17 protein-coding genes are annotated in these 16,050 nt (G+C 72.4%); 9 read left to right on the forward strand and 8 right to left on the reverse strand.

The features are described from left to right. Positions 1-170 precede the first annotated feature (170 nt). The 5 genes from GFJ45_RS11115 (at position 171) to trxA (ending at position 3,883) form a co-directional block, all read left to right on the forward strand. The gene (locus tag GFJ45_RS11115) at positions 171-869 is read left to right on the forward strand and encodes a discoidin domain-containing protein (protein WP_153397171.1); all 699 of its coding nucleotides are present in this window, start codon (positions 171-173) and stop codon (positions 867-869) included. Beyond that, a complete protein-coding gene (gene sigM, locus GFJ45_RS11120) occupies positions 866-1,411 on the forward strand; it encodes an RNA polymerase sigma factor SigM (RefSeq protein WP_153397173.1) in 546 nt (181 codons plus the stop codon). The genes GFJ45_RS11115 and sigM overlap by 4 nt, the downstream gene beginning before the upstream one ends. 124 nt (positions 1,412-1,535) lie before the next feature. Next, positions 1,536-2,360, forward strand: coding sequence for a hypothetical protein (locus tag GFJ45_RS11125; protein ID WP_153397175.1), 825 nt, complete (start codon positions 1,536-1,538; stop codon positions 2,358-2,360). A gap of 125 nt (positions 2,361-2,485) precedes the next feature. Next, on the forward strand, positions 2,486-3,502 hold the full coding sequence (gene trxB / locus GFJ45_RS11130; protein ID WP_153397177.1) for a thioredoxin-disulfide reductase: 1,017 nt from the start codon (positions 2,486-2,488) through the stop codon (positions 3,500-3,502). 57 nt (positions 3,503-3,559) lie between these two features. After that, positions 3,560-3,883 carry a thioredoxin gene (gene trxA, locus GFJ45_RS11135; RefSeq protein ID WP_153397179.1) on the forward strand — a complete coding sequence of 108 codons (324 nt, stop codon included), beginning with the start codon at positions 3,560-3,562 and terminating at the stop codon, positions 3,881-3,883. Between the two features lie 235 nt (positions 3,884-4,118). Here the strand turns inward: trxA and GFJ45_RS11140 are convergent, their stop codons facing one another. The 8 genes from GFJ45_RS11140 to rpmH all read right to left on the reverse strand — a co-directional run bounded on the left by GFJ45_RS11140 (position 4,119) and on the right by rpmH (position 9,787). Continuing rightward, positions 4,119-5,222 (reverse strand): ParB/RepB/Spo0J family partition protein, encoded by a 1,104-nt coding sequence (locus GFJ45_RS11140; RefSeq protein ID WP_153397181.1) that lies wholly within the window; start codon positions 5,220-5,222, stop codon positions 4,119-4,121. Continuing rightward, positions 5,219-6,418, reverse strand: coding sequence for a ParA family protein (locus GFJ45_RS11145; RefSeq protein ID WP_323368732.1), 1,200 nt, complete (start codon positions 6,416-6,418; stop codon positions 5,219-5,221). The genes GFJ45_RS11140 and GFJ45_RS11145 overlap by 4 nt, the downstream gene beginning before the upstream one ends. A gap of 56 nt (positions 6,419-6,474) precedes the next feature. Then, positions 6,475-7,194 carry a 16S rRNA (guanine(527)-N(7))-methyltransferase RsmG gene (gene rsmG / locus GFJ45_RS11150; protein ID WP_153397183.1) on the reverse strand — a complete coding sequence of 240 codons (720 nt, stop codon included), beginning with the start codon at positions 7,192-7,194 and terminating at the stop codon, positions 6,475-6,477. Positions 7,195-7,216: 22 nt separating this feature from the next. After that, positions 7,217-7,777 (reverse strand): Jag family protein, encoded by a 561-nt coding sequence (locus tag GFJ45_RS11155; protein ID WP_153397185.1) that lies wholly within the window; start codon positions 7,775-7,777, stop codon positions 7,217-7,219. Positions 7,778-7,871: 94 nt separating this feature from the next. Continuing rightward, positions 7,872-8,873 (reverse strand): membrane protein insertase YidC, encoded by a 1,002-nt coding sequence (gene yidC, locus GFJ45_RS11160; RefSeq protein ID WP_153397187.1) that lies wholly within the window; start codon positions 8,871-8,873, stop codon positions 7,872-7,874. Continuing rightward, the gene (gene yidD, locus GFJ45_RS11165; protein ID WP_228386888.1) at positions 8,852-9,202 is read right to left on the reverse strand and encodes a membrane protein insertion efficiency factor YidD; all 351 of its coding nucleotides are present in this window, start codon (positions 9,200-9,202) and stop codon (positions 8,852-8,854) included. Before yidD ends, yidC begins: the two co-directional genes overlap by 22 nt. Continuing rightward, positions 9,199-9,576, reverse strand: a complete 378-nt coding sequence (gene rnpA / locus GFJ45_RS11170) for a ribonuclease P protein component (protein WP_153397189.1) — start codon at positions 9,574-9,576, stop codon at positions 9,199-9,201. Before rnpA ends, yidD begins: the two co-directional genes overlap by 4 nt. A 73-nt stretch (positions 9,577-9,649) precedes the next feature. Beyond that, positions 9,650-9,787: a 50S ribosomal protein L34 gene (rpmH, locus tag GFJ45_RS11175; RefSeq protein ID WP_153397191.1), complete on the reverse strand. Its 138-nt coding sequence runs from the start codon at positions 9,785-9,787 to the stop codon at positions 9,650-9,652. Positions 9,788-10,305: 518 nt separating this feature from the next. Between rpmH and dnaA the strand changes: the two genes are divergently transcribed. The 4 genes from dnaA (at position 10,306) to GFJ45_RS11195 (ending at position 15,975) form a co-directional block, all read left to right on the forward strand. Beyond that, complete coding sequence (gene dnaA / locus GFJ45_RS11180) at positions 10,306-11,826, forward strand: chromosomal replication initiator protein DnaA (RefSeq protein WP_153397193.1); 1,521 nt, start codon at positions 10,306-10,308, stop codon at positions 11,824-11,826. A gap of 545 nt (positions 11,827-12,371) precedes the next feature. Continuing rightward, positions 12,372-13,505, forward strand: a complete 1,134-nt coding sequence (gene dnaN / locus GFJ45_RS11185) for a DNA polymerase III subunit beta (protein WP_153397195.1) — start codon at positions 12,372-12,374, stop codon at positions 13,503-13,505. 62 nt (positions 13,506-13,567) lie between these two features. Continuing rightward, positions 13,568-14,680: a phosphogluconate dehydrogenase (NAD(+)-dependent, decarboxylating) gene (gene gnd, locus GFJ45_RS11190; RefSeq protein WP_153397199.1), complete on the forward strand. Its 1,113-nt coding sequence runs from the start codon at positions 13,568-13,570 to the stop codon at positions 14,678-14,680. A 53-nt stretch (positions 14,681-14,733) separates the two neighbouring features. Then, positions 14,734-15,975, forward strand: coding sequence for a DNA replication/repair protein RecF (locus GFJ45_RS11195; protein ID WP_153397201.1), 1,242 nt, complete (start codon positions 14,734-14,736; stop codon positions 15,973-15,975). Positions 15,976-16,050 lie beyond the last annotated feature (75 nt).

Consider the following 16,050-nt stretch of genomic DNA (forward strand, 5'->3'; position numbering starts at 1 on the left):
GACCTTGGTGGTCGCCCCCCGGATCTTGAACGCGCCACCCGGCTGCAGGCTCTCCGGCTTCAGCCACGGCGGGCGGCACCTGGCACGACCGCGACACCGACGAGGCCACCGGGCTGGGTCACGACGAGGAGCCGGACGAGGAGCCGCACACCGCCTACGGTGCGCCGGCGGTGCCACCGGAGGACCGCGACCGTCCCGCGCCCCGACAGACGGGGCTCGTGCTGCTGGTGCTGCTGGCCGTGGTCGCGGTCGCCGTGGTGCTCGCCTTCGGCGCCTTCAGCGGCCTGTTCAGCGGCGACGGCGGGTCCGAGGACCCGGAGGCTGGCCCGGCCCCCACCGCCGGGCCCACCGGTGGTCAGGACGGCCAGCAGCAGGACGGGGGTCAGCAGACCACCGCCCCGCAGGGCGAGGACGAGCAGACTGCGGAGCCCGGGGAGCCGCTGGACCTGGCCGGTGTCACCAGCTATGACCCGGAGGGTGACGGCGACGAGCGCAACGACATCGTCGGCCAGGTCATCGACGGCGACCCCAGCACCTCGTGGAACTCCCACACCTACCTCTCCTCGGGGTGGGGCAACCTGAAGAGCGGCGTCGGCCTGGCGATCGACCTGGGCCAGTCCCAGCCGGTGCAGGAGGTGGAGGTCACCTTCCCGCAGGGCGACTACGGTGCCGAGGTCATCGTCGGTGACAGCGCGGACCGGGAGGGCACCACCATCGGCAGTGCCGACCAGGCCTCCGGCACCTGGACGGTCACCGCCGACGAGCCGGTGACCGGCCGCTACGTGGTGATCTGGTTCGACCGGGCCTGGGACGGCCCCGGCGGCGAGATCGTGCACGTCTCCGAGGTCACGGTCCGCGGAGGGTCGTGACCGGACCACTGTCGGAGCTCACCGACGAGGAGCTGCTGGCGCGTCACGTCGAGGGTGATGACGGCAGCGCGTTCGGGGAGATCTTCCGCCGGCACCGGGACCGGATGTGGGCGGTGGCGCTGCGCACCACCCGTGACCCCGAGCTGGCCGCCGACGCCGTCCAGGACGGCTTCCTCAACGCCTTCCGCCGCGCCGGGTCCTTCCGCGGTGACGCCAAGGTGAGCACCTGGCTGCACCGGGTGGTCGTCAACGCCTGCCTGGACCGGCTACGCCGGCAGCGGCCCACCACCGACCTGGACGACGTGGAGCCGGCCGACCCCCGCGACCACCACAGTGCCGTCGAGGTGCGGCTGGACGTCCGGGAGGCGCTGGCCGCGCTGCCGGAGCCGCAGCGGCTGGCCCTGGTGCTGGTCGACATGCAGGGCCTCAGCGTCGCCGAGGCCGCCGTCGTGCTCAACGTCGCCGAGGGCACGGTGAAGTCCCGGTGCAGCCGCGGCCGGGCCGCGATGGCCCGGCTGCTCGGCCTGGAGGGAGCACGGTGACGGTGACACCGCGACCGCCGGGCGACGGACCGTCCGCGGGAACCCAAGGCACGGGCCACTCGTCCTACCCCTGTGAGCCCGCCCGGCTCGCGCCCGACCCCAACCACCGCCCTGGAGGATCTCGGTGAGCAGCAGCCGCCAGCACGGTGCCGAGCACCCTGCGGAGGAGCCCGACCCCACGGGGGTCCGGGCACTGCTCTCCTCGCTGCCGGACCCGGGGCCGATGCCCGAGCACGTGGTGTTGCGGATCCAGCAGAGCCTGCAGCGGGAGCAGGAGTACCGCGGCCCACTGGGTGGCGACGCTGCGGCCCGAGCCGCGGCAACCGACTTCATGTCCCGCCGTGAGCAGCGGGAGCAAGTCCGGCGCGGCGTTCCCCGGTGGGCACCGTGGGTCGGCGCCGCCGCCGCCGTGGCGGCCGGCGCCATGGTGGTCTCGACGCAGTTCCTGGGGGGCCCGCCGGTCGCCGACCTCACCGCCTCGGTCGGAGGCACCGCCCAGCGGGAGGCCGCCGAGGACGGTGCTGACGCGGGCGCCGCGATCGAGGAGGACGCTGCGGAGCTGACGCCGATGGCCGACCAGGACGAGAGCGCCGGCGGCGGTGGCGAGGACCTGGTCGGCTCCGCCGCTGAGGACGGTGGGGTCATCGACCTCGGCGACCGGACCGCCGACGACGTCGAGCAGCTGCTGCGCGAGTGGTACGCGGGGGACCCGGGGCCCTCCCCGTGGGGCAGCGAGGTCGCCGCCGGGTGCGCGGCCGCCGGCCGGCTGGCCGAGCCGGAGGACATCGGCCCCAGCGCCTACCCGGCCCGCTGGCAGCAGCAGGAGGCCGTCGTGCTGCTGCTCCCCCAGGCGCAGCAGGCCGAGGAGGCCTGGGTGGTCGACGCCGGCTGCCTGGAGGAGGAGCTGGCCGAGGTGCTGCACGGCCCGGTCCCGCTGGACCACGGCTGACCGGACGCCGGCAGGTCCCTGGCCCGTGACCGGCCGGGAACAAACCCGCCCGTAGGATCGGTTCAGCAGACGAGGTCCCGTGCCCACCGGGACCAACCTCCGCCCGACCCGAGGGAGCACACCAGGTGAGCACCGCTGACCAGGCCCAGACCACTGGCCCGCTGCGCGAGGTCATCATCATCGGCTCCGGCCCCGCCGGCTACACCGCCGCCGTCTACGCCGCCCGCGCCAACCTGGCCCCGCTGGTCTTCGAGGGCTCGGTGACCGCCGGTGGCGCGCTGATGAACACCACCGACGTCGAGAACTACCCCGGGTTCGAGAACGGCATCATGGGCCCGGAGCTGATGCTGCAGATGCGCGGCCAGGCTGAGCGGTTCGGCGCCGAGATGGTCCGCGACGACGTCACCGCCGTCGACCTCACCGGCCCGGTCAAGACGGTGACCGACGGCTCCGGAAGGAGCCACCGCGCGCGGGCCGTGATCCTGGCGATGGGCTCGGCCTACCGCGAGCTCGGCCTGCCGGACGAGCAGCGGCTCAGCGGGCACGGCGTCTCCTGGTGCGCCACCTGCGACGGCGCCTTCTTCCGCGACCAGGACATCGCGGTCGTCGGCGGCGGCGACTCGGCGATGGAGGAGGCGACGTTCCTGTCCCGCTTCGCCCGCAGCGTGACCGTCATCCACCGTCGCGGCGAGCTGCGCGCCAGCCGGATCATGGCCGAGCGCGCCGAGGCGGACCCCAAGATCTCCTTCGCCTGGCACAGTGAGGTGGCAGCGCTGCACGGCGACCAGAAGCTGAGCGGCCTCACGCTCCGCGACACCCGCACCGGCGAGACCCGCGGCCTGGCCGTGACCGGCCTGTTCATCGCGATCGGCCACGACCCCCGCAACGAGCTCATCCAGGGCCAGGTGCACACCGACGCCGAGGGCTACGTGCTCGTCGAGGGCCGGACCACCCACACCAACCTGCCGGGCGTGTTCGCCAGCGGTGACCTGGTGGACCACACCTACCGGCAGGCGGTCACCGCCGCGGGGACCGGCTGCTCGGCGGCGCTGGACGCCGAGCGGTACCTGGCCTCCCTCGACGCTGCCGCCGCCGAGCCCGATCCGCAGGCCGCGGCCGCGCAGGCCGTCGCCGTCTCCTGATTCTGATTGCCGCTGCCCCGGCAGCACCTGTCCGAAGCCCGACCGGAAGGAACCCCCATGGCCCCCAAGCAGACCACCGACAGCGACTTCCAGACCGACGTCCTCGAGGCCGACAAGCCGGTCCTGGTGGACTTCTGGGCCCCTTGGTGCGGCCCTTGCAAGATGGTCGCCCCCATCCTGGAGGAGATCTCGGAGGAGCACGGCGAGAAGATCCAGGTCGTCAAGCTCAACACCGACGAGAACCCGCAGACCACCGCCAAGTACGGCATCACCGGCATCCCCACCATGAACGTCTACGTCAACGGTGAGGTCGTCAAGACGCTGGTCGGCGCGCTGCCCAAGCCCAAGCTGCTGAGGGAGCTCGAGCCCTACCTCGGCTGAGCGCCGCCTCGCCCACCCGCCTCAGCGCGGAGCGACCACCACGGGGTGCGACCGGGAGACCGGTCGCACCCCGTCGTGCGCTCGACCGGGCCCGCGCAGCGACGCCGGGCACACGAGCCACGGGTCTCGATCACGTGTTCGATGCTCACCCGCCGGCTGCTCGCACGTTATCCACAGTCGCTGTGGACGAGTCGTGTCTCTCGCTGTGGACAGCTGCGGGCGCGGGTCAGCCCGGCTAGTGTTCCGCGTCCAGCACGGACAGGATCCGGTCCAGGTCCTCCCGGGAGGCGAACTCCACGGTCAGCCGGCCCTTGCGACTTCCCATCGCGATCGAGACCCGGGTGTCCAGCCGGTCAGCCAGCCGGTCGGCCAGCGAGTCGAGCTCTGGGTCGGGGGCGGCCTTGCGGCGGGGACGCCGCGGCTGCCCAGCGCCGTCGTCGTCCTGGCCCAGCACGACGATCTCTTCGACGGTTCGGACCGAGAGTCCCTCGGCCACGATGCGCTGAGCCAGTCTCTCCATGGCGGCAGCGTCCTCCACCGCCAGCAGCGCCCGGGCGTGGCCGGCACTGAGCACTCCGCTGGCCACGCGACGCTGCACCAGCGGGGGGAGACGCAGCAGCCGCAGCGTGTTGCTGATCTGCGGGCGGGACCGCCCGATCCGGCGGGACAGCTCCTCCTGGGTGCAGCCGAAGTCGTCCAGCAGCTGCCGGTAGGCCGCTGCCTCCTCCAGCGGGTTGAGCTGGCTGCGGTGCAGATTTTCCAGCAGCGCGTCCCGCAGCAGGTCGCCTTCCTCGACCTCACGGATGATCGCCGGGACCGTCTCCAGACCGGCGCGTTGGCTGGCCCGCCACCTGCGCTCACCCATCACCAGCTCGTAGCCGACTCCGGCGTCGGTCACCGGACGCACCACGATGGGCTGGAGCACGCCGATCTCGCCGATGCTGTGGGCCAGCTCGGCGAGCTCGTCCTCGTCGAAGACCTGCCGCGGCTGCCGGGGGTTGGGCTGCACCTGGTCCACCGGGACCTCCGCGAACCGGGCACCGGGCACCGGCGCCAGCTCCGGCGCGCTCCCCACGTCCTCGACCACGGTCCGCACGCCGTCGGACGGGTACTGCCCGCCGTTTCCCGTGAAACGGCTCGGGGTCACCTCTCCGGCGTGCCCCGCGTGCCCGTCGTCGGCCGACGGGGAGCTGCCTGTCGCCGGTTCGGCACCCTCCTCGGCGAGGGCCGACCCGGTCTGCCGGGGAAAGAACACGTCGCTCGGCCGGTCGTTGCCCGCGGGTGCCGGCGGGATCAGTGCTCCCAGCCCGCGACCCAGTCCACGCCGTCGTTCACTCATCCTCGGTCCCTCTCGCGGTCGTCCTGGCTCGCGATCTCGGCCGCTGCCTCCAGGTAGCACAGTGCACCGGTGCTTCCCGGATCGTAGGTGATCACGGTCTCCCCGTGGCTCGGCGCCTCGCTGATTCGGACAGATCGGGGGATCGTGGTGCGCAGCACCTTGTCGCCGAAGTGCTCGCGCACCTCGGCGGCCACCTCCCGCGACAGGTTGGTCCGGGCGTCATGCATCGTCAGCAGGATGGTGGACACCTGCAGCTGCGGGTTGAGGTGGTCTTGCACCAGCCCGATGTTCGTCACCAGCTGGCTGAGCCCTTCCAGCGCGTAGTACTCGCACTGGATCGGGATGAGCACCTCTGCGGCGGCGACGAAGGCGTTGACGGTGAGCAGCCCCAGGCTCGGCGGACAGTCGAGGAACACGTAGTCCAGCCGGTCCCCGCCCTGCTCCAGGTAGGCACGGATGGCCCGGCGCAACCGGAACTCCCGCTGCTCCATCGGTACCAGCTCGATCTCGGCGCCGGCCAGGTCGATGGTCGCAGGCGCGCAGAGCAGTCGCGGACTCGTCGGACTGGTCTGCACCACCTCACCGAGGGGCATGTCCTCGATGAGGACGTCGTAGATGCCGTGCTGGCCGGACTGGTGCGAGATCCCGAGGGCCGTGCTGGCGTTGCCTTGCGGGTCCATGTCCACCACGAGCACCCGCAAGCCCTGCGTGGCCAGCGCCGCTGCGACGTTCACCGTGGTGGTCGTCTTGCCGACGCCCCCCTTCTGGTTCGCGACGGTGATGACCCGGGTCGTCGCCGGGCGGGGCAGCGGCAACGCCGCCAGCTCCTTGCGGCGGCGCGCCTCGTCCCGCAGCTTGGACGCGAGCGGGCTGTCGAGCCCGGCGGACGCCGGCGGCGCGGGAGGGGCGGCGGCCGCATCGGCCTTCGCGGGGCCCGTTTCGCGTGAAACCCTCGGCGTCTGCTCCTCCGCGGCTGCCGGGGCACCCGTGGTGGGTGCTGCCTGCGCGGCCTGGGTTTCACGTGGAACGGCCGGCAGCTGGTCCGCAGCGTCACCCGTCGCGTCGTCGTCGGGCCATCCGAGGTCGGTTGCGCGGATCCCTGCCGCGGCGCTGGCCGGCCCGGACGGTTCCGCCTCCGGCCAGCCGAGCCCGGTCGCGACCACCGGGGCAGGGGTGGACCTCGTCCCAGCGTTCACGCCGTCTCCTTCCTGACGTCTGCCTGACTCCCGGTCGTCCCGCTCCACGCGGCCGCTCAGCGGCCTGCCCGCCGGCTGGCCCCGCGGCGGCCACGGACGGGCGACCCCGGCAGCGCGGCCGAGCTCGCGACCACCTCGATCACCCGGGTGGGCTCCTCCAGCAGGTCCTCGCCGAGGCGGTGCACCTGGGCCGAGTCCACCGGCCACGGCGCGAACGAGGCGCGGTCCTCCGCGAGCTCCTCCTCGGCGCTGACTCCCTTGAGCGCAAGCAGCCGTCCGCCCGGCTCCAGGAGCGGGAACGCCCACTCCACCAGCTCCCGGGTTCGGGCCACTGCCCGGGCGGTCACCACTGGTGTGCGGACCTGGCCGCGCACGTCCTGGGCCCGGCCGCGCAGGATGCGCACATTGCCCAGGCCAAGCTCGTCGACCACCTGCGAGAGCCACTTGGTGCGCCGGAGCATCGGCTCGACCAGGTACAGCTCCAGGTCCGGCCGGGCAAGGGCCAGCACGATGCCGGGCAGCCCTGCGCCGGACCCCAGGTCGATGACCCGGGTGCGGTGGGGCAACATCACCTCGACCACGGCGCAGTTCAACAGGTGCCGCTCCCACAGGCGCGGCGTCTCCCGTGGCCCGATCACGCCCTGGGTGACGCCGTCACCGGCGAGCAGCTCAGCGAACCGGCGCGCCAGCGGGAGCCGGTCCCCGAAGACCTCGTTCGCCACGCGGGGCGGGGCCGGTGCTTCCTGCTCCGGTCCCGGCGGGGGGTGCTGTTTCACGTGGAACCCTCCGTTGTGTCGCTCAGGACGCGGGCAGCACGACGACGTGCCGGTACGGCTCCTCACCTTCGGACTCGGAGGTCAGGCCGGCGGCCAGCACCTCGTCGTGCACGACCTTCCGCTCGAACGCCGACATCGGCTCGAGCTCGCGGCGCTCCCCGGCCTCCTTGACCTCTTCGGCGATCCGGCGGGCCAACGACACCAGGCTGGCCCTCCGCTCCGCTCGGTAGCCGCCCACGTCCAGCATGAGTCGGCTGCGCTGACCGGTCTCTGCCTGCACGGCCAGCCGGGCCAGCTCCTGCAGCGACTCCAGCACCTGCGCGCTCGGGCCGACCAGGTTCCGGGGGACGGTGCCCTCCTCGGAGTCGACGATCGCCACCGCTGCCCGGTCACCCTCGACGTCGACCTCCAGGTCCCCGTCGAGGTCAGCGATGTCCAGCAGCGTCTCCAGGTAGTCCGCGGCGATCTCGCCCTCGCGCTCCAGCTCCGCCCGGGCCGGGTCGCGCTCCGGCTCCGGGGAGGCCTCCTCGGCGGCCGGCTGCAGCTGCTGGTCCGGCTGCGGCTCCTCGAGGGTCTCGCTCATCTGCGCTCACGCTCCTGTGCTCGTGCGACCGGGTGGTCGCGCTGGTGCGACCGAGTGGTCGCGGGACCGGGACAGCCCGGGCCGGTCGGCCCGGTCAGCGTCCCTTGGGTCGGTTGCTCCCCCGGCGGGTGCGGGACTTGGCCCGCTTCTTGCCCGTGGGCTGCACGCGCTGCCCCCGGACCGGGGCCTCCTCCTCGGCGCTGTCCTCCCCCTCCGAGGTGCCAGCGCTGGAGAGCTCCATCGTGTCGACGGGCTTGCCGCGCTGCAGCTGGCGCTCCTGACGGGCCTTCTCTGCCGGTGACCCCGGCGCCGGCATGGTGCGGATCACGAAGAACTGCTGGCCCATCGTCCACAGGTTGGTGGTGGTCCAGTAGAAGAGGACGCCCAGCGGGAAGTTCACGCCGGTGACGGCGAAGATGCCCGGCAGCGCGTACATCAGCATCTTCTGCTGGCGCGCCATCGGGTTGTCCAGGGCCGAGGCCGGCATGTTCTTGCGCATCAGCTGGTGCTGAGTCAGGAACATCGTCACCGACATGGCAATGATCAGCACCACCGCAAGGATCTTCGCTGGCATGTCGTCGTGGTGCAGGAACGTCGACGAGAGCGAGGCACCGAAGACGGTGGACTCGAACATCGTCTCTGCCAGCTCCTGCGAGAAGAAGCCCCGCGGGGTGCGTGAGCCGGAGGCCGTCTGCTCGATCGTGTTGAGCATCCGGAACAGCGCGAAGAAGAACGGCATCTGCAGCAGGATCGGCAGGCACGAGGCGAACGGGTTGGTGCCGTGCCGCTTGTAGAGCGCGAAGCTCTCCTCGGTCATCGCCTTGCGCGACGCCTCGTCCTTCTTGCCCTTGTACTTGGCCTGGATCTTCATCAGCTCCGGCTGGATGAGCTGCATCCGCCGCTGGCTGTGGATCTGCCGGACGAACAGCGGCACGAGGAGGATCCGCAGCACGATGACCAGCCCGACGATGGACAGCACCCAGGTCCACCCGTTGGTGTCCGACATCCCCGCCGAGGTGAACAGCCACTCGAAGCCCACCATGATGGAGGCGACGAACCACTCGAACGGGTAGATCAGGGTGTCGATGAAGGCCATGAGGTCCTCGTGGTCGGGGTGGTCGTCTCGGTCGAGCCACCAGTGGTCGTGCGGTCACGGTCCGGCACGTGGTCGACGCCCCCGTCGCTCCACGGGTGGCAGCGCGCCAGCCGCCGGACCGCCAGCCAGCTGCCGCGCAGCGGTCCGAACCGCTGCAACGCCTCCACAGCGTAGGCCGAGCACGACGGGTAGTAGCGGCAGGTGGGGCCCAGCAGCGGCGACACCAGCAGCTGGTAGCACCGCAGCGCCCCGACCAGCGGGAGCGCCAGCCACCATCCCAGCGACCGCTCACGCAGGTCCGGTCCCCCCGGTGCGCGCTCCTCGCTCACGCCGGGTTCCTGCTCGGCTCGCGAGCCACCCGCCGCAGCGCCGAGTCCAGCTCTGCCGCGAGCTCAGAATAGGAGGCCCGCGCGGCGGCCGGGGTCGCCCGGACCACGAGCAGGCACCCCCGCGGGAGCTGGCACAGCCGCTGGGCCATCAGCGCGCGCAGCCGGCGGGTGACCCGGTGCCGTACCACGGCGTTCCCCACGGCACCCGACACGATGAAGCCCACCCGCGCGGGGTGGGGCTCCAGGGTGTCGCGGCGGTGGACCACCAGCAGGGCGGTGCCGGCCTTGCGGGTCGGGGTGCGGAGGTCACGGCCCCCGCGCAGCACCGTGGTGAACTCCGCGGGACGGGTGAGGCGGTGCTGGCGCGGCAGCATGGACGCGGACCAGGGATCGACGGGTCGATACGGTGGCTGGCCAGCCGGGACCTGAGGGCGCGTGCCGTGGCGCTCAGGCCGCCAGGCGGCTGCGGCCCTTGCGGCGCCGAGCGGCGACGATGGCCCGGCCGGCGCGCGTGCGCATCCGCAGCCGAAACCCGTGGGTCCGGGCGCGACGACGGTTGTTGGGCTGGAAGGTGCGCTTGCTCACTGCGAACTCCGTTACCGCGAGGCTGCCTGTAGCAGCCCGCACTGAGATCGGGGGGACATCGGGACTAGGCGTGGGCCGCCCTCGGCCGCCATCGACAGCCCAGGGCCAGCCGAGCCCCGATCCGCGCCGGAACCGGCGCCGGTGGCTCACAGTGGAGGCCGCTGGGCAGACGAAAACGGCCGTCGAACGGTCAGCACAACGGTACGGGAGGCCCGACCGGGGGTCAAACTGCGCGGCCGCTGGCGGCGGGTAACCCACCAGCCTCCCGCGTATCCTCGACACAGGTGGTCCGACACGCCGAGCTGACCCGCATTCAGGGGTGGCGCGGAGCAGGTCTCGGCACGCAGGGGCTTGCTCTGGGTATGGACGGCTTGTTACGTTCCCCGCTCGGGCCGTCTGTCCACCGGCTTATTCACACCTTGTGGATAAGTTTGTGGACGAGTGGGCGAGGAGGCATGCTCGGACAAGGACCGACCACCCCCGCGCCACTACCCGGACGACAGAAGGACCACCCCCCGATGACTGAGCCCGCCGTCGACTACGAGGCGATCTGGCGATCCACCGTCGGGGAGCTGAACGAGGCGGGGGTCACCCCGCGCGACCGGGCCTTCCTCCGCCTGACCCGGCTGGTCGGGCTGCTCGACTCGACCGCGCTGCTGGCCGTCCCGTACGAGCACACCAAGGACACCCTGGAGACCAGCCTGCGCGAGCCGGTGGTGCGGGCGCTGTCCCAGCACCTGGACCGGGACATCCGGCTGGCGATCACGGTCGACGAGAACCTCCGCCGCCAGGTCGAGGGCGAGGGGACCGGGGACCACGGCGCCGACGAGCGCGTCGGCGACCCGGGCCCCGAGGAGCCCGCCCGGGACGACAGCGGCGCCGAGGCACCCCCCGGCTCCGGAGTCGCCGGGTTCGCCGGCCCCCCGCACGGGATCGGCCAGCGCGGCGAGGGACGCAGCGCGGTGACGTCGGGGACCTCGACCACGCCGCCACTGGACGGCGACCCGCGACTGAACCCGAAGTACACCTTCGACACCTTCGTCTCCGGCTCCTCCAACCGGTTCGCCCACGCGGCCTCGCTGGCGGTCGCCGAGTCACCGGCGCGGGCCTACAACCCGCTGTTCATCTACGGCGAGTCCGGGCTGGGCAAGACGCACCTGCTGCACGCCATCGGCCACTACGCGCGCAACCTCTACCCCGGCGTGCGGGTGCGGTACGTGAACTCCGAGGAGTTCACCAACGACTTCATCAACAGCATCCGCGACGACAAGGCCGGTGCGTTCCAGCGCCGCTACCGCAACGTGGACTTCCTGCTCGTCGACGACATCCAGTTCCTGCAGGGCAAGGAGCAGACCGTCGAGGAGTTCTTCCACACCTTCAACACTCTCCACAACAGCGAGAAGCAGGTCGTCATCACCTCCGACCAGCCGCCGAAGAAGCTGTCCGGCTTCGCCGAGCGGCTGCGCAGCAGGTTCGAGTGGGGGTTGCTCACCGACGTGCAGCCACCGGACCTGGAGACCCGGATCGCGATCCTGAAGAAGAAGGCCGCCCAGGAGGGGATGCGGCTCGAGGACGACGTGCTGGAGCTGATCGGCAGCAAGATCGCCACCAACATCCGCGAGCTGGAGGGCGCCCTCATCCGGGTGACCGCCTTCGCCTCGCTCTCCGGTCAGCCGGTGACGACCGACGTCGCCGGCCACGTGCTGAAGGACATCATCCCCTCGGCCGAGAGCGGGCACATCACGGTGACCACGATCATGACCGAGGTCGCCGACTACTTCCAGGTCAGCATCGACGACCTGTGCGGGACCTCCCGCTCCCGGGTGCTGGTCAACGCCCGGCAGATCGCCATGTATCTCTGCCGGGAGCTGACCGACCTGTCGCTGCCGCGCATCGGTCAGGAGTTCGGCGGCCGGGACCACACCACCGTCATGCACGCCGAGCGCAAGATCCGCGGCCTGATCGGGGAGAAGCGGGCGCTGTTCGATCAGATCAGCGAGCTCACCGGGATCATCCGCAAGGCTTCCGCCCGGCCCTGAGCCCGCCGCCGCCCGGGGGCGGCCGTCCCGACCTCCACACCGGTCCACACCGCGCCGGTCGCGGTGCCGCGCGCTCGACCTGCGGTTCTCCCCACCTTGTCCCCAACCTGTGGACAACGCTGTGGGTCCTCATCCACCGTTCCTCCCCGGGTCACCTCGATGTCATTCTCGGTGCCACCGGCGTGCCCGACCGGGCTGTGGACGGCCCTGCGCACGGCCCGGGGACAGACGGGGTTCCCGCTGTCGACAACGGGGGGCTGACCAGGGCGGACCTTGTGGACGGCGCAGTCTCGTCCCCACCGCGAGGGCCCGCCTCCCCGGCGGGTCCACCGGCTGTCCCCAGCCGCTGCCGGGGCGGGCGCGACCCGCTACCTGCGGCGAGCCGGTTCCGGACGGAGTTATCCACAGCGTCCACAGCTCCGATGACGATGACGAACTCTCCTATGACCAGTGCCTCGACCCCCGTCCCCAGGCATTGCGCCCCTTGCCCGAGCGGCTAGTGTCGTCCTGCACACGTCCCACACCTCCCGAAGGGCAGCACGACAGTGAAGTTCCGCGTTGAGCGCGATGTCCTTGCCGAAGCCGTCGCCTGGGTGGTGCGCGGTCTGAGCAACCGACCGCCCGTCCCGGTCCTGGCCGGGGTGCTGCTGAAGGCGGAGGAGGAGGGGACGCTGACGCTGTCGGCGTTCGACTACGAGATCTCGGCCACCGTCACCGTCGAGGCCGACGTCGCCGAGGGCGGCACCGCGCTGGTGCTCGGCCGGCTGCTGGCCGACATCGCCCGGAACCTGCCGCCGCGGCCGGTCGAGGTCGCGACCGACGGCAGCAGAGTCCAGCTGACCTGCGGGTCCAGCCGGTTCGCGCTCATCCAGATGCCGGTGGAGGACTACCCGTCGCTGCCGGCGCCGGCCGCCTCCAGCGGCACCGTCGCCGGTGACGTGTTCACGCAGGCGGTCTCCCAGGTCTCGGTCGCCGCGGACCGGGGCGACACGCTGCCCATCCTCACCGGTGTCCGGGTCGAGATCGAGGGCGAGAAGATGACGCTGCTGGCCACCGACCGCTACCGGCTGGCGATGCGGGAGCTGACCTGGAACCCGGGGCAGACCGACCTCTCGCACGTGGCGCTCATCCCGGCCCGCACCCTGTCGGAGACGGCCAAGGCGCTGGGAGCCGCCGGGTCGATCGACCTGGCCCTGGCCGACCCGAGCACCGGAGAGGGGCTGATCGGCTTCGAGGCCGGCTCCCGCCGGGCCACCACCCGGCTGCTGGACGGGGAGTACCCCAAGGTCACCTCGATCTTCCCCAGCAGCGTGGACACCGTCGCCGTCGCCGAGACCGCCGCGCTGGTGGAGGCGGTGCGCCGGGTGGCGCTGGTCGCCGAGCGCAACACCCCGGTCCGGTTGCGGTTCACCGACGGCCAGCTGGCGATCGAGGCCGGCACCGGTGACGACGCCCAGGGCAGCGAGGCGATCGAGGCCACCCTCGAGGGCCCCGAGATCGAGATCGCGTTCAACCCCCAGTTCCTGCTGGACGGACTGACCGCGCTGGGGACCAGCCACGTGCGGCTGGCCTTCACCCAGTCCTCCCGACCGGCGGTGATGTCCGGGCAGCCCGCGGTCGACGGCGAGCCCGACGAGACCTACCGTTATGTGCTGATGCCGGTGCGGTTCGCCGGCTGACAGTCCCCGGGGAGGCCTCGCTTCCCTGACCGGGAGCCCTCGCGACCGAAGGAGCAGCGCTGATGCAACTGGGAATGGTCGGTCTCGGCAAGATGGGCGGCAGCATGCGGGAACGGCTGCGCCGCGCCGGGCACGAGGTTGTCGGCTACGACCTGTCCGAGGACTCCGACCGGGACGTCTCCTCGCTCGACGAGCTGGTGCAGGCACTGGAGCCGCCCCGCGTGGTTTGGGTGATGGTGCCCCACGGCAAGCCCACCCACATGACCATCGACGCGCTGGGGGAGGCGCTGGGTGAGGGTGACCTGGTCATCGAGGGCGGCAACAGCCACTACACCGACGACCGCAAGCACGCCGACGAGCTCGCCGAGAAGGGGATCGGCTTCGTCGACTGCGGGGTCTCCGGCGGGATCTGGGGGCTGGACAACGGCTACGGCCTGATGTGCGGCGGGGAGAAGAAGCACGTCGAGATGGCGATGCCCATCTTCGACGCGCTCCGTCCGGAGGGACCGCGCGAGGAGGGCTGGGTCCACGCCGGTGAGGTGGGCGCCGGCCACTACGCCAAGATGGTTCACAACGGCATCGAGTACGGCCTGATGCACGCCTACGCCGAGGGCTTCGAGCTGCTGACGGCCAAGGAGATCGTCACCGACGTCAAGGGCTGCTTCCAGGCCTGGACCCGCGGCACCGTGGTGCGCTCCTGGCTGCTGGACCTCCTGGTCCGGGCGCTGGGCGAGACCCCCGGCCTGGAGGGGATCAGCGAGTACACCACCGACTCCGGCGAGGGTCGCTGGACCGTGGAGGAGGCGATGCAGAACGCAGTGCCGATGCACGTCATCAGCGCCGCGCTGTTCGCCCGGTTCGCCTCCCGGCAGGAGAACTCCCCGGCGATGCAGGCGGTAGCGGCCCTGCGCGGCCAGTTCGGCGGCCACGACGTGCGGATGCTGGACGACGACCTGGCCGAGGGGCAGAAGATCGTCCACTCCGGCGCGCAGCGGCGGGAGCGGGAGGCCGGCGAGGTCCCCGCCGGCGACGAGGGCAGCCCGGTCGGCGCGAGCGGGCAGGGCGCCGACGTGCGCGAGGCGCACGCGGACGAGGCCGGCCCCTCCTCCGGCAGCGGCGACACCGACAGCGCGGCCGGGCCCACCTCGGGCAGCGACGAGGTCGACCGGCCCTGACGCTGCCGACCGGTCCTGTCCGCGTGCCTGCCCGCGCCCGCTGAGGGCAGCCCGTGCACCTGCGCCACCTGTCGCTGGCCGACTTCCGCAACTACCGGCACGCCGAGCTGGCCCTGACCCCCGGCGTGACCACGCTGCTGGGACGCAACGGCCAGGGCAAGACCAACCTGGCCGAGGCGGCGGGCTACCTGGCCACGCTGAGCAGCCACCGGGTCGCCCAGGACGCGCCGCTGGTGCGCTACGGCGCCGAGCGTGCGGTGGTCCGGGGCGCGGTGGTCCGGGACGAGCGCGAGTCCCTCATCGAGCTGGAGATCGTGCCCGGTCGGGCCAACCGGGCCCGGCTGAACCGCTCGGCGCTGACCCGCCCCCGGGACGTGCTGGGGACGCTGCGCACCGTCCTGTTCGCCCCCGAGGACCTGGCGCTGGTCAAGGGCGACCCCGGGGAGCGGCGGCGGTTCCTCGACGAGCTGCTGGTGGCCCGGCAGCCGCGCTGGGCCGGGGTGCGCAGCGACTACGACAAGGCACTGAAGCAGCGCAACGCCCTGCTGAAGCAGACCACCGGGCTGTGGCGCGACCCCCGCAGCCGGCGCCGCGGCGGCCAGGGCGGCGGGCCCCCGCTCGCGGCCGGGGAGAGCCTCGAGGAGGCCCGGTCGGCCGCGACCAGCTCGCTGCAGGTGTGGAACCTGCACCTGGCTCAGGTCGGCGCGGCGCTGACCTACGCGCGGCTGCGGCTGCTGCGCGACCTCGGTCCCTACCTCACCGAGGACTACCGGGCCGTCAGCCAGGCCCCGCAGGAGGCTCGGGCGACCTACGCCAGCAGCCTCGGCCAGGAGGCGGCCGACCGGCTGGCCGCTGGTGAGGTGCCCGAGCAGGAGGAGCTGGTCGAGCTCATCCAGCAGCGGATGGCCGAGCTGCACACGGCGGAGACCGAGCGCGGGGTGAGCCTGGTCGGGCCGCACCGCGACGACCTGGTGCTGAGCCTGGGCGAGCTGCCGGCCCGCGGCTACGCCAGCCACGGTGAGTCCTGGTCGTTCGCGCTGGCGCTGCGGCTCGCGGCGTTCCGGCTGCTGCGCACCGACCTGGGGACCGACCCGGTGCTGGTGCTCGACGACGTCTTCGCCGAGCTGGACGCGGGCCGCCGCGAGCGGCTGGCGGCCCACGTCGCCGACTGCGAGCAGGTGCTGGTCACCGCCGCTGTCGCCGAGGACGTGCCGCAGACGCTGGTCGCCGGCGGCGCGGTGCACCACGTGCGGGCGGGCGAGCTGCTGGCGGGTGCCGAGGAGGCGGCGCCGTGACCGACAAGGGGCCCGAGGAGATCCTGAAGGGCGTCGACCTGACGGTCCGCTCCGGCGAGACCCACGCGATCATGG

The organism is Ornithinicoccus halotolerans, assembly GCF_009602535.1.
In the GTDB taxonomy this organism is placed as follows: Bacteria; Actinomycetota; Actinomycetes; order Actinomycetales; family Dermatophilaceae; genus Ornithinicoccus; species Ornithinicoccus halotolerans.

What these genes read in the sequence shown, in the direction of transcription:
- trxA (WP_153397179.1), top strand. Translation starts at nt 3,560, where the DNA reads ATGGCCCCCAAGCAGACCACCGACAGCGACTTCCAGACCGACGTCCTC.
- GFJ45_RS11140 (WP_153397181.1), bottom strand. Translation starts at nt 5,222, where the DNA reads ATGAGTGAACGACGGCGTGGACTGGGTCGCGGGCTGGGAGCACTGATC.
- GFJ45_RS11155 (WP_153397185.1), bottom strand. Translation starts at nt 7,777, where the DNA reads ATGAGCGAGACCCTCGAGGAGCCGCAGCCGGACCAGCAGCTGCAGCCG.
- yidC (WP_153397187.1), bottom strand. Translation starts at nt 8,873, where the DNA reads ATGGCCTTCATCGACACCCTGATCTACCCGTTCGAGTGGTTCGTCGCC.
- rnpA (WP_153397189.1), bottom strand. Translation starts at nt 9,576, where the DNA reads ATGCTGCCGCGCCAGCACCGCCTCACCCGTCCCGCGGAGTTCACCACG.
- dnaA (WP_153397193.1), top strand. Translation starts at nt 10,306, where the DNA reads ATGACTGAGCCCGCCGTCGACTACGAGGCGATCTGGCGATCCACCGTC.
- gnd (WP_153397199.1), top strand. Translation starts at nt 13,568, where the DNA reads ATGCAACTGGGAATGGTCGGTCTCGGCAAGATGGGCGGCAGCATGCGG.